The following is a 12,581-nucleotide window of genomic DNA, read 5'->3' as shown; positions in this document are numbered from 1 at the left end:
AAGTAATGATTTTTGTTTTCAGTTTTCAGTTTTCAGTTTTCGCTTTACTGGTTTTTAGGAAATTCGCTTAATAATAAAGGATTAACACTAAATGATGAACTTAAAACGGAAAATGTACTATAAAGACGAATTTGGATTTTAATTATTATCTCTCTTATTAACTTTAATTTATGTAAAAGGATATATTTGTGATAATCTAAATACAATTTTCCTATTGAAAAAATTATCCATTCTTATTCCCGCATATAATGAAGAGCAAACCATCACTTCGATTTTAGAAGTTTTAAAGGATCTTAAATTGGAATATTCTCTGGAAAAAGAGTTAATAATTGTAAATGATTTTTCTACAGATGGAACAAAGAAATTAATACAAGATTTTATAAAATCCAACCCTGACTTATCTATAATGCTCCATAACCAGAAATTCAACCAGGGAAAAGGAGCTGCACTTCACAAAGCAATTCAATTGGCTACCGGGGATCTTATAATCATTCAGGATGCCGATCTGGAATATGACCCAACTGAATATAACATTTTGCTAAAGCCAATTATGAATGGGAGAGCCGATGTCGTTTACGGCTCTAGGTTCATGGGAGGAAACCCACACCGGATTTTGTTTTACTGGCATTCCATAGGAAATAAATTTCTTACCAATTTAAATAATGCATTTACCAATCTTAACCTTACAGATATGGAAACCTGCTATAAACTTTTTAGAGCAGATATTTTAAAAGGATTGGAACTGAAAGAAAAAAGGTTTGGTTTTGAACCAGAAGTAACAGCCAAAATTTGCAGAATTCCTAAAATAAGAATATATGAAGTGGGTGTTTCCTATTATGGAAGAACATATGCTGAAGGTAAGAAGATAAACTGGAAAGATGGAATGAAGGCGATATACTGTGTTTTTAGATATAATATATTCAGGTAATGGGAAATTCAGTAACAGATAAAATAGGCAAAAAGACCTTGGATGTAATTGGGGAAGCATCTCAATTTAATAAATGGATGTTTGAAACTATTCTACCTTTCTCAAAAGGAAAAATTCTTGAAATTGGTAGTGGTTTAGGAAACATCTCTACTTTTTTCCTGGAAAATGAAAATGAGATATTACTTACTGATCTTCGCACAGAATACTGCACTTTACTTCAGGATAAATTCAGTTCAGAACCAAATTTATTAGGTGTTGATCAATTGAATTTAATTCACCCGGATTTTAACAATGTTTATAAGGATCATCTTGAAAATTATGATACAGTGTTCGCCTTGAATGTTATTGAGCATATTAAGGATGAAAATTTAGCCATTAATAACTGCAAAAAATTATTAAAGGCTAATGGCCACTTAATAATTTTGGTGCCCTCTTACCAGAAACTTTATAATAAGTTTGATGAGGAGCTGGGCCATTTCCGAAGATATACACAAAAAAACCTTCACGAATTATTTCTAAAAAACCACCTTACTGTTGTACACAAACAATATTTTAATTTAATTGGTATTGTAGGCTGGTATATTAGCGGAAGCCTAATGAAAAAAGAAAGTATTCCTTCAAATCAGATGAAGGTTTATGATAAATTGGTTCCAATATGGCAAGCACTTGACAAGCTGGTGCAGAATAAAATTGGTCTTTCAACAATTATAATTGGCCGTAAATAATTTTTTATGCCTAAATCTGACGTATATAAATTCAACTTTTTGCAAATATTTTTAGGGATTTCCTTTATTTTATTTTTAGCATACAATATGGTTATTGCTCTGGAACTAAAATACGAAGCCGATGGGGATGCCTGGGATTATATTCATTTAGGTTTAAGCGTTGCAAAAACCGGAAAATATGGACATTTAGATTCTTCGAGAGAACAACTTTTAAATGATTTAAAATATGAAAAAATAAAAAACACAGAATATAATTTCATAGGAAGCACAGCTTTCAGGCCACCAATCTGGCCATTTTTAATTGCTGGAATTTTTCTTGTTTTTGGATATAATCTCATATTTGTTTTGGTTTTTAAATTTTTATTACACTTACTGGGTGTGTTTATTTTTTATAAAACCTTAAAGCTTCTAAAGCTTAAGGATATTTTAATTGTTATTGGAGCATTTTTATATGGAATAAGCCCAGCCTGGCAACTATATTCCAGGGTTTTCCTTTCTGAGCCAATAACATTATTCTTTATTACCCTGTGGTTATATTTGTTGATAAGGTTTGTAGTGCATAAATCATCCTGGTGGCCTCAGGCCATAATTGCTGGCGTTTTAGTGTTATGCCATCCATATTACATTTTTCTTCCTTTTTCAATATGGTTTATATTATTTATAAAGAAGAAATTAAAAATCAAAATATTGATTTTTTCATCAGTAATATGTATAGCTGTTATCTCAGTTTGGGTGATAAGAAATTTCATTGTTATGGAAACAAATGAAATTATACTCACAACTTCTTCCGGTGCAGTAATGGCTAAGGGCTGGAACAGTAAAGTCGTGAAAAATCACACCAATACTAAAGGAGATCTGGCCGATGAAGGCCTTGTACTTAAGGAATTTGAATATGATAAGAATATCGGATATAAAGAAGTTGAAAGAATGCAACTTTATAAAGATGCTACCCTAGACTTTATTCGCTCAAATCCCGAACTTATTCTTCCTATAATTGGCAAAAAACTGCTGAGTGCCTTCAACCCCTTTCCCGAAACTCCAAGGTCTGGAATTCTCGAAACAGGTAGGTGGTTATTCCAGTTCCTTGCACTGCTATCGCTTATTTACATACTGTTTTTCTCCAGGAACAAACTAATTCAATCTCTTGCAATCGGTTTAATTCTTTCCACAATTGGAATAAGCATTTTAACCTATTCCGGTTTTCGATTCCGAATGCCGCAGGCTGGACTTGAAATGCTTTTTATTATTTTTGTAATTGATGATATTTTAAAAAGAAATAAATTTCATTTTAATTTTAAAATCGCTAAAACCATTTAAAATCAAACCCTTCTCCTTACCTATTAAAACCAGATTGAATTAAGCAATTAGTTTCGGAAATTAGAAAGTTCACTTCACGATCAAAGGTTATGAAAAGGTCAATGCTATATGGCGTGTTCATACAAACGACAAACGGTAAACTTTAAACCGTATCAATAAAATTCTTCTCTGTGCGATTAAAGACTATGAGTCCAAATAAAAATAAAAATATGGAAATCAATAGTGTATATGTAAACCCGAACCATGTGAAAGTACCCGAATCCAGGATCATGTACCGAAAGCCTTCTATTATTTGTGTAAGTGGATTATATTGAACGATCCAGGCATAATCCGGCATCTTATTCTCTACCTCACTTAGAGGATAAGGAACAGCTGAAAGATATACCAACAAGGAGGTTGCAAAACCTACCAAAACAGTAAGGTCCCTATATTTAGTAGTAAATGCTGAAATGATCATTCCCAGGCCTAATCCAAGCATTGCCATCATCAAAATATAAATTGGCAGTAACAAAAGATTGAAATTTGGACTTATTTGCACTCCACTCCATACCACATAAATATAGGAGACCAGCAAAACCAATAGTTGAATTCCAAATTTAAATAAATTTGTAATTACATTGGAAAGTGGCATTATTACCCTGGGAAAATAAACTTTTCCAAATATTCCGGCATTTGCCCTAAAAGTATCCGAAGTACCTGTTAAACATTGACTAAAATAATTCCATGCAGTAATCCCTGTAAGATTAAACAAAAATGGAGGAATATCTCCGGTAGGAATATTTGCAATATTATTAAAAATTAAGGTAAATGTTATCGCAGTAAAAATAGGTTGAATTAAGTACCATAAAGGACCGAGTATTGTTTGTTTGTAAACGGTAACTATATTACGTTTTACAAAGAGGATCAAAAGATCTCTATACCGCCAGATCTCCTTAAAATTAAGATCGATCAGTTTGCGTTTAGGGGTGATCTCGTAAAGCCAGTCATCATTCAATTCCTTCATCTTTTATTCAAAATTTCGCATCGCTTTTCTCCACACTTTCTTAATTTGATCTAATTTATTTGGTCCTTCTCCATAGGCATTGTATTTATTATATGAATAGCCATAACCGTAACCATAGCCGTATCCATAACCATAACCATAGCCGTATTTTGCTCTGTGCTGGAAGTAATTAAGTACAAAGCTTATGTTTTTAACCTCACCCTTAGAATATTTTTCGTTTATAGATTCTAACATCCCTCTTTTAGTGTAATCTTGTCTAATTAGATATAGGGTAGCATCGGCATATTTCACTAAATTCATAGCATCGGCCACGATCCCAATAGGCGGAGTATCCATAATTATATAATCATATTTTTTCTTTAATTCACTCATGAGTACTTGCATCTGATCGCTCATCAATAATTCTGAAGGATTAGGAGGAATAGCACCCGCAGTAATTACATCTAGATAAGGAATTTTACTGGATTGAATAATTTCATCTACGCTATTATTCCCTATTAAATAATTAACAACTCCAAGATCGTTATCCAATTCAAAATCGTCAAAGATCTTTGGTTTACGCAAATCCAATCCAAGTAACACTGTTTTCTTTTCACTTAGGGCAAAGACTGTAGCCAAATTCATGGCACAAAAGGTTTTCCCCTCCCCCGAGACAGAAGAGGTGATCATCACGGTTTTAGAGCCTTTAACACTTAGTTTTTTATACATGAATTGTAAACTACTCCGAATCCCCCTAAACCCTTCGGAAATAGCGGATTTTGGTTTTTCGAAAACAACAAGATTTGATTCCACTTTATTCTTACCAATTAGACCCAAAATAGGAATTGGGGATAACCTGGAAACTTCTTGTGCATTCAACACATTTGTGTTTAGGAAAACTATAAGAAAGACGAAAACTAACGGGATCACTGCTCCTACCAATAAGGCCATTACATAATTCAATTGCGTGTTTGGGCCTATTTGGCCTCCTCCTGTATCTTTAGCGCCATCTATGATCATTACATCACTCACATTTGCCGCTTTTATTAAACTAGCCTCACTCCTTTTCTCTAGAAATAGATTATAGGTTTTTTCACTAATACTATATTTTCGCTGGATCTTAAGTAGATCTTGTTCTTCCTGAGGTAATTTTTTTATTGCAGCTTCAGATTGAGCAATTTGTCCATTAATAGATCTCAATTCACCTTGTAAAAGCCCTGTAGAAGAGCTTATATTTTCTAGTAATACGGTCTTTATCGAATTGATCTGTCTATCTATATCTGCAAACACAGGAGAATTCTCCTTCAGAGAATATTGATACTTACTTCGCTCCTGAGATAATTCTAGAATCTTTCCGACGCCTGAGGTGATACTTCCTTCAGTGATTCCTGCTACAGATGGCGCTGGAACATTAGAATAATCTGTCTTGGTTTGCAGATAACCTTCTAACGTACTGAAATATGCAAGTTGTCTTCGGATATCTTCCTTTCTGACATCAAAGCCTGCCAATTTTGAGGAAATCTGGGAGCTTTCCGCAGAAATATCTAAAATGGCATTATCATTTCTAAAGTCATTTAATTCATCTTCGACGTCTTTTAATTCCCGTGATTTGACCGCTAGACTACTATCAATAAACCTTATTGTTTTAGTTGCGAATAAATTCTTACGTTCCAGCATATTATCACTAAGAACCCCAACAGTACCATTTAAATATTCTACGATACGGGCTTTGTTGCCGCCTGTCATAGAAAGATTTAACATAGAGCCATTCATATTATCTGCTCCAATTGCCACTCCTCTGTATTGACCTACAGCGCTATCAAAATTCGTGAAGCTAATATAAAAAGGGGTACCTACTTGAAGTGCTTGATTACTCCTATTTATTACAGCACTAAAAAAAGGAAGTTGAATGGGTTCTCCAACCTTAAAATCTCTACTAAAATCCTGAGAATCCAGACTTACGGATCCTTTTTCCTTTGTCCCGTAATTTTGTGTAGCAACGGAGGCTGGAAGATTTGCTTTTAAATTAAAAGTGTCTTCAGATTTAAACGTAATCGTAATTGGTAAATTTACAGCTTGAAACCGAGTTGTATCAACAGCTATCGTAAATGGTGTACTTCCATAAGCATCCACTCTTTGATATTCACCCTCTTTTAAATATTGTAAATAATATTGAAGCTTTTCTACTACTTCTTCATTGTGAGATCTTGACTTTAGTATTGTGGTTGCGGTACTTACTTTGTCTGAAACCCCACCCCAATTAAATGTAAGACTTGTATTTGTAGTGAAAAATGGATTCTGATCATCTTTTATAGCAATAGAATTGCCCAATTGATAAACTGGTAATTTCCTAACATTATTATAATAAGCGACGGCCATACTGATAGCCACAGAAACCAAAATGAGTTGCCAGTAACTTAGAATTTTAAGAAGAAATCCTTTAAAATCGAAGGTGGAACCTACATCGGAAATATGATCATCTTCATTTGCCATTATCTTGTGAAAATTAAGATTACAGAAGTCAGTAAGGTTACAACCCCTACGATATCTCTTGCTGTCGCCAAACCTGTTGTTCCAAAGCCTAATGCTTTTTGAGGTAATGGATCTACTAAAATCAAGTCATTTGGTTGTATATAATAATAAGGACTTTTGGTTGCTGCTATGGAAGTAAGATCTATACTATGAATTTTTTCTCCTCCGGGATATTGCCTGATAATTTTAACATTGGTCATATCTCCATATTCTGTGATTCCACCTGCATTTGCCACCGCTTCCATAATAGTCACTTGTTCCTTGTATACAACTTGGCTACCAGCACTTATTTCACCTAAAGTCGTATATCTAATCCCAGCTAATTTTACTGTGACAAAAATATTTGCCTCGCTTTTAAAATATTGATCTAATAATTCTTTTTCTATACGTTCTCTTACCTCATCTACGGTAAACCCCATTACATTGATCTCCCCTAAAGAAGGTATCCTTATATTCCCATGAGGGTCTACCAAAAATCCATCATAGTACAATCGTTCTTCTCCTGTGGCAGCAATATTAGCCTCATTAATAGGATTAAACATCCCGACTAATTCCTGGTCGAGTGCTTTTACCCGAATACTCAATAGGTCATTGATCTGGATTCTATATGGTTTTTGAAGACGTTGAATTTGAATAATGCTATCTACCGCTGTTTCATCTTGCTGTAAATAGGTGATCTTTTTTGTGGAAATACATGATGTAAAACTTAAAACAACAATTCCAATGAATACCAATAATTTATATTTCATAAGCGGAGATCGGAGTAACAAAATTCAATTAAACCAGATGTAGGGGTTAAGTTTATGCAATTCATAATATTTAAATATACTACGAATATTACACTTGAAAAACAAATATAGCGGTTGTATGTTAATAATAAAATTTATCTTCTTTTAACTCCGTAAATTCTAGCTATTTTTGCAAAAAATTATTCTGTGAATTACTTATCGGTTGAAAATATAGCTAAATCTTTTGGCGAAGTAGGATTATTCTCTAACATCTCTTTCGGGATCAATGAAGGACAAAAAGTAGGCTTTGTTGCTAAAAATGGAAGTGGGAAAACCACTTTACTTCACATCTTAGCAGGCACCGAATCTCCAGATGAAGGGAGAGTGGTATATAGAAAAGATATTACTTCTGCATTTTTAGCTCAGGAACCAGATCTGGATCCTAATCTTACGGTAGAGGAAACTATTTTTGCTTCAGATAATGAGATCATGCGAGTGATCGCGCAATATGAAAAAGCATTAGAAAATCCAGAGGATGCAGATGCCTACCAAAAAGCTTTCGAGCTTATGGAAATGCATCAGGCTTGGGATTTTGAAACCCAATATACTCAGATCCTTTTCAAGATGAAACTGGATCAATTAGACAAAAAAGTAGGTGATCTTTCGGGAGGGCAAAAGAAACGTCTTGCGTTAACCGTGATGCTTTTAAGTAAACCAGATTTTATTATTCTAGATGAACCTACCAACCATTTAGATCTGGATATGATAGAATGGTTGGAAGAATTTTTTAGAAAAGAGAATTTCACCATTTTCATGGTTACTCACGACAGGTATTTCCTTGAAAATGTATGTAATGAGATCGTAGAATTGGAAGATGGAAACCTCTATACTTACAAAGGAAACTATTCTTATTATTTAGATAAGAAAGATGCTAGAATAGAACTAGATCAAACCAATACAGATAAAGCAAAACAACTTTTCAAGAAGGAATTGGACTGGATGCGCAAGCAACCGAAGGCGAGAACCACCAAATCTAAATCCAGAATAGACGATTTCCATGAGATCAAGGACCGGGCTTCCAAAAGAAGAAAGGATCATCAAGTTCAATTGGAGATAAATATGGAACGTCTTGGAAGCAAGATCGTAGAGATCCATAAAATATCTAAGAGTTATGAAGGAAAACAACTTTTAGATAAATTTGAATACAATTTTCAAAAAGGAGAACGAATTGGGATCATAGGGAAAAATGGAACTGGAAAATCTACCTTTCTAAACATTTTAACTGGAGCTATCAAGCCAGATTCCGGAAAAGTGATCATTGGAGACACCATTAAGTTTGGATATTATACTCAAGGCGGAATTCAAGCGAAACCGGGACAAAAAGTTATAGATGTAATTCGTGAGTTTGGAGATTTCATCCCTTTGCAAAAAGGAAGACAGATCTCTGCTCAGCAACTATTAGAACGTTTTCTTTTCGATCGTAAAAAACAATATGACTTTGTAGAAAAATTAAGTGGTGGAGAACGAAAAAGACTTTATTTATGTACTGTTCTTATTCAGAATCCTAACTTTTTGATATTAGATGAACCTACAAACGATCTGGATATTGTAACCTTGAATGTTTTAGAGAATTTCTTATTGGATTTCCCGGGATGTTTAGTGGTAGTATCTCATGACAGGTATTTCATGGATAAGATCGTGGATCACCTTTTCGTTTTTCGAGGAAATGCTGAAGTTGAAGATTTCCCAGGTAATTATTCCGATTATCGTGAATATGAGGACAGTCAGATTTCTGAATCCAACGGAAAATCTAAGAATACTAATGTAAAAGAGGTTGCTTCTAAATCTGAAGCAAAACCTGAAAGCGGACTTACCTATAACGAAAAGAAAGAATTCAATAAGCTTGAAAAAGAGATCGCTAATCTTGAAAAGAAAAAGGAAAAGATTCAGCAGGAGTTTTTAGAAAACTTGACTTCCAATGAGATCGCCAAGAAATCTATAGAGCTTAAAGAAGTTGAGGACTCTATAGAAAATAAAACTGAACGCTATTTTGAGTTAGGGGCGAAAGATTCTTAAGTTTCGGGTTTTGGGTTTTGGGTTTCGGGTTTTGGGTTTTGGGTTTTGGGTTTTGGGTTTTGGGTTTTGGGTTTTGGGTTTTGGGTTTAAAATTCAATAAAATTTTGAATTTTGAATTTTGAATTTTGAATTTTGAATTTTGAATTTTGAAAATAAATTTAAATTATTGCATCAATTAATAGCTTATATAAAATTCCTATTCAGATCTACCAATCAACATGGAGTGCATTCCCCATTTGTATATGATCTGCTTACAAAGTGTTTGTATCTGAAAAATGATACACCCGCATTTCAGAAAATAAGAGCTTATTGGAAAGCGGTGAACCAAGATCCCGAAATTATTAAAGTAACAGACTTTGGCGCTGGTAGTAAGGTCTTTAAATCTAATGAACGTAAGGTTTCTAATATTGCGAAAAATACCGGGATCCCTATAAAAAGAGCTTTGCTTTTAAATAAGATGGTTTCTTATTTTCAATTTAAATCTGGTCTGGAATTAGGAACTTCCGTAGGATTATCCTCTGCGGCAATAGCAATGGAAAACCCGATTTTGCTAACTACTCTAGAAGGTTGCCCCGAAACTGCAAAAGTAGCTCAAAGGTATTTTGAAGAATTCAAATTAGAAAACATCAATTTAAAAGTCGGGGAATTCGATGAGATCTTAGATTCGACTTTCTTAGAATCTTCTCAAAAATTTGATCTTATCTATTTTGATGGAAATCATCAAAAAGTTCCAACTCTAAAGTATTTCAAGAAACTACTTCCCGCGGCTCACAATAATTCGGTATTTATTTTTGATGATATTCATTGGTCTGCAGAAATGGAGGAAGCCTGGGAAGAGATAAAAGCGCATCCTTCTGTTCGTGTAACTATAGATAGTTTTTACTGGGGACTGGTTTTTTTCAGAAAAGAACAAGAAAAAGAGCATTTTACAATTCGCTTGTAACAAAAAGCAGAACTTTACGTCCTATTGAAGCAATAAATTTATTGGAATCATACTATGAGCAAAGTTATTGAGATACGCAGCATTACTCGAGACTTCCCTTTAGGGCAAGAGATCATTAAAGTTTTAAAAGGGATAGATCTAGATATAGATAGAGGAGAATATGTAGCATTTATGGGGCCTTCTGGTTCTGGAAAGTCTACGTTAATGAATTTATTAGGTTGTCTGGACACTCCTACTTCTGGTCAATATATTCTTAATGGGAACGATGTAAGCAAGATGAGTGATGATGAGCTTGCAGAGATCCGGAACAAGGAAATTGGCTTTGTATTCCAAACTTTTAATTTATTACCACGTACCACCGCGTTAGAAAATGTAGCACTACCAATGGTGTATGCAGGATACTCTAAAGCCGAGCGTAAAACTCGTGCGGAAGAAGTATTAACCAATGTTGGATTAGCCGATAGAATGGACCATAAACCCAATCAACTCTCTGGAGGGCAAAGACAACGTGTGGCAGTAGGTAGAGCCCTTGTAAATAAGCCTTCTATTATCCTTGCCGATGAACCTACAGGAAATTTAGATTCCATCACTTCTTTGGAGATCATGACTTTATTCGATGAAATTCATGCAGCCGGAAATACAGTGATCTTAGTAACACATGAAGAAGATGTTGCCATGCATGCTCATAGAATTATAAGACTTAGAGATGGGGTTGTGGAAAGTGATGTTAGAAAGGAAGTTTCCAAAACTGTTAATTAGGCTTCGACAAGCTCAGCCTGACACGTTTTTTATGACTATTATCTTGTCTCGATAGTTATGGTGATTATCAAGAGTTTTCCAATAAGGCGTTGGATTAAATCAAATGAATTCTCAACCCTGATAGCCAGCGGGACGCTCGAAGTGACAAACAATCTTTAATGTCATCCTTAATTTATTCTAAAGATTTCTCAACCAGTAAGATCTAGGGAAAGAATAACAAAAGCTAACTGTGACTTTAATTGAACTTGGCATTTAAAATTCATTTTCTTACCTTGTATTAAATTCATCTACAAATGATTGATTTTGACAGGGAAACCTGGATTTATTTATTGATAATTGCAGCTGTGATCACCTATTTTATTTGGAATAAAGGCAGTGCAAGTAGACTTCGTAAGCACAAGAAAAATCGAAATTTTAGAATGCGTTATCTAGAGCGTAAAAAGAAAAGGAAATCAACAAACGAAGTCTAAGGTTCAAATTTCTCTATTCAAAAACACATTTTCACAGCATCCTATTATCAAAGTTTTCTCCCATTACCTTCTTTGAATGTTTGTATCTTTGAAATGCTCAAAATAAACTGACATGAAAATATACACCAAGACAGGCGATAAAGGTACTACCTCTCTCTTTGGAGGAACCAGAGTTCCTAAACACCATATAAGAATAGAGAGTTACGGTACAATAGATGAGTTAAACTCCCATATTGGTTTAGTAAAAGATCAGAAAGTTGGCGACCAAACTAGGGAAATACTAAACAGAGTTCAGGATAGACTTTTTACATTGGGGGCGATCTTAGCAACAGATCCAGAAAAGGCCATCCTTAAAAGCGGGCAAGAGCGTTTAAACATTCCAACTATCACTGAAGCAGACATTAAACTTTTGGAAAATGAAATGGATTCTATGAATGAGAAACTTCCAGAAATGACCCATTTTGTGCTTCCTGGCGGCCATCCTTCTGTGTCAATATGTCACATAGCGCGTTGTGTCTGTCGTCGTGCAGAACGTTTATCTACAGCACTTTACGAAATAAGCCCTTTTAATGAATTGGTTTTACAATACCTAAATAGACTCTCTGACTACCTGTTTGTGCTGGCACGAAAATTGTCCAAAGACTTACATGCAAATGAGGTAAAATGGATTCCTGAAAAGGGGAGTTAAACAAATTGATATTTTTCAGCTAAAATCTTGATTTTATATAAAAATTGACTTTTTAGACTATGTTCTTAACATTATTGATTAAAATAATAGATTTTTTACTTGCCAATTACAACAAAAAAATTATTTTTGCAAAAAATAAATACCGATAAATCAATGTATTGGACATTAGAATTGGCATCCTATTTAAGTGATGCACCTTGGCCGGCAACAAAAGATGAATTAATTGACTACGCAATTCGAACTGGAGCTCCATTAGAAGTAGTAGAAAACCTTCAGTCGATAGAAGATGAAGGAGATTCATATGACTCTATTGAAGAGATCTGGCCCGACTATCCTACAGACGAAGATTACCTTTGGAATGAGGATGAATATTAGAAAAACATAACACGTAAATACTAAAAAGTCTCCTAAAAGAGGCTTTTTTTTTGCGTAC

General features: G+C 34.3%; 12 protein-coding genes. 9 read left to right on the top strand and 3 right to left on the bottom strand.

The features are described from left to right. Positions 1 to 214 precede the first annotated feature (214 nt). From BC962_RS13710 to BC962_RS13700, 3 genes are read left to right on the top strand one after another with little or no spacing between them, the layout of a single operon-like run. Positions 215 to 928: a glycosyltransferase family 2 protein gene (locus BC962_RS13710; protein ID WP_121346581.1), complete on the top strand. Its 714-nt coding sequence runs from the start codon at positions 215 to 217 to the stop codon at positions 926 to 928. After that, positions 928 to 1,653, top strand: a complete 726-nt coding sequence (locus tag BC962_RS13705) for a class I SAM-dependent methyltransferase (protein ID WP_121346580.1) — start codon at positions 928 to 930, stop codon at positions 1,651 to 1,653. Before BC962_RS13710 ends, BC962_RS13705 begins: the two co-directional genes overlap by 1 nt. A gap of 39 nt (positions 1,654 to 1,692) precedes the next feature. Beyond that, positions 1,693 to 2,970 (top strand): glycosyltransferase family 39 protein, encoded by a 1,278-nt coding sequence (locus BC962_RS13700; RefSeq protein WP_183075514.1) that lies wholly within the window; start codon positions 1,693 to 1,695, stop codon positions 2,968 to 2,970. Between the two features lie 142 nt (positions 2,971 to 3,112). Here BC962_RS13700 and BC962_RS13695 read toward each other — a convergent pair whose 3' ends face one another. Genes BC962_RS13695 through BC962_RS13685 form a run of 3 tightly spaced genes read right to left on the bottom strand, consistent with a single transcriptional unit; the run spans position 3,113 to position 7,233 of the window. After that, positions 3,113 to 3,973 (bottom strand): ABC transporter permease, encoded by an 861-nt coding sequence (locus BC962_RS13695; RefSeq protein ID WP_121346578.1) that lies wholly within the window; start codon positions 3,971 to 3,973, stop codon positions 3,113 to 3,115. A 3-nt stretch (positions 3,974 to 3,976) separates the two neighbouring features. Beyond that, on the bottom strand, positions 3,977 to 6,445 hold the full coding sequence (locus BC962_RS13690) for a polysaccharide biosynthesis tyrosine autokinase (RefSeq protein WP_121346577.1): 2,469 nt from the start codon (positions 6,443 to 6,445) through the stop codon (positions 3,977 to 3,979). Beyond that, positions 6,445 to 7,233, bottom strand: coding sequence for a polysaccharide biosynthesis/export family protein (locus BC962_RS13685; protein ID WP_121346576.1), 789 nt, complete (start codon positions 7,231 to 7,233; stop codon positions 6,445 to 6,447). Before BC962_RS13685 ends, BC962_RS13690 begins: the two co-directional genes overlap by 1 nt. A 186-nt stretch (positions 7,234 to 7,419) precedes the next feature. Between BC962_RS13685 and BC962_RS13680 the strand changes: the two genes are divergently transcribed. The 6 genes from BC962_RS13680 to BC962_RS13660 all read left to right on the top strand — a co-directional run bounded on the left by BC962_RS13680 (position 7,420) and on the right by BC962_RS13660 (position 12,523). Next, a complete protein-coding gene (locus tag BC962_RS13680) occupies positions 7,420 to 9,288 on the top strand; it encodes an ABC-F family ATP-binding cassette domain-containing protein (RefSeq protein ID WP_121346575.1) in 1,869 nt (622 codons plus the stop codon). A 166-nt stretch (positions 9,289 to 9,454) separates the two neighbouring features. Then, entirely contained in the window at positions 9,455 to 10,231 is a 777-nt protein-coding gene (locus tag BC962_RS13675; protein ID WP_121346662.1) for an O-methyltransferase, read from the top strand. Between the two features lie 54 nt (positions 10,232 to 10,285). Next, positions 10,286 to 10,990 carry an ABC transporter ATP-binding protein gene (locus BC962_RS13670; protein WP_121346574.1) on the top strand — a complete coding sequence of 235 codons (705 nt, stop codon included), beginning with the start codon at positions 10,286 to 10,288 and terminating at the stop codon, positions 10,988 to 10,990. Between the two features lie 293 nt (positions 10,991 to 11,283). Next, positions 11,284 to 11,460, top strand: a complete 177-nt coding sequence (locus BC962_RS16395) for a hypothetical protein (protein ID WP_183075513.1) — start codon at positions 11,284 to 11,286, stop codon at positions 11,458 to 11,460. A gap of 112 nt (positions 11,461 to 11,572) precedes the next feature. After that, positions 11,573 to 12,148 (top strand): cob(I)yrinic acid a,c-diamide adenosyltransferase, encoded by a 576-nt coding sequence (locus BC962_RS13665; RefSeq protein ID WP_121346573.1) that lies wholly within the window; start codon positions 11,573 to 11,575, stop codon positions 12,146 to 12,148. Between the two features lie 153 nt (positions 12,149 to 12,301). Then, a complete protein-coding gene (locus tag BC962_RS13660; RefSeq protein ID WP_006989959.1) occupies positions 12,302 to 12,523 on the top strand; it encodes a DUF2795 domain-containing protein in 222 nt (73 codons plus the stop codon). Positions 12,524 to 12,581 lie beyond the last annotated feature (58 nt).

It is taken from the genome of Gillisia mitskevichiae, from assembly GCF_003634585.1.
GTDB lineage: Bacteria > Bacteroidota > Bacteroidia > Flavobacteriales > Flavobacteriaceae > Gillisia > Gillisia mitskevichiae.
The sequence above is the reverse complement of the archived record's forward strand: the minus strand, read 5'-3'. Positions and strand labels throughout refer to the sequence as shown.

Coding starts and splice junctions, on each gene's coding strand:
- BC962_RS13685 (WP_121346576.1), bottom strand. CDS start 7,233: ATGAAATATAAATTATTGGTATTCATTGGAATTGTTGTTTTAAGTTTT.
- BC962_RS13665 (WP_121346573.1), top strand. CDS start 11,573: ATGAAAATATACACCAAGACAGGCGATAAAGGTACTACCTCTCTCTTT.
- BC962_RS16395 (WP_183075513.1), top strand. CDS start 11,284: ATGATTGATTTTGACAGGGAAACCTGGATTTATTTATTGATAATTGCA.
- BC962_RS13695 (WP_121346578.1), bottom strand. CDS start 3,973: ATGAAGGAATTGAATGATGACTGGCTTTACGAGATCACCCCTAAACGC.
- BC962_RS13705 (WP_121346580.1), top strand. CDS start 928: ATGGGAAATTCAGTAACAGATAAAATAGGCAAAAAGACCTTGGATGTA.
- BC962_RS13660 (WP_006989959.1), top strand. CDS start 12,302: ATGTATTGGACATTAGAATTGGCATCCTATTTAAGTGATGCACCTTGG.
- BC962_RS13690 (WP_121346577.1), bottom strand. CDS start 6,445: ATGGCAAATGAAGATGATCATATTTCCGATGTAGGTTCCACCTTCGAT.
- BC962_RS13670 (WP_121346574.1), top strand. CDS start 10,286: ATGAGCAAAGTTATTGAGATACGCAGCATTACTCGAGACTTCCCTTTA.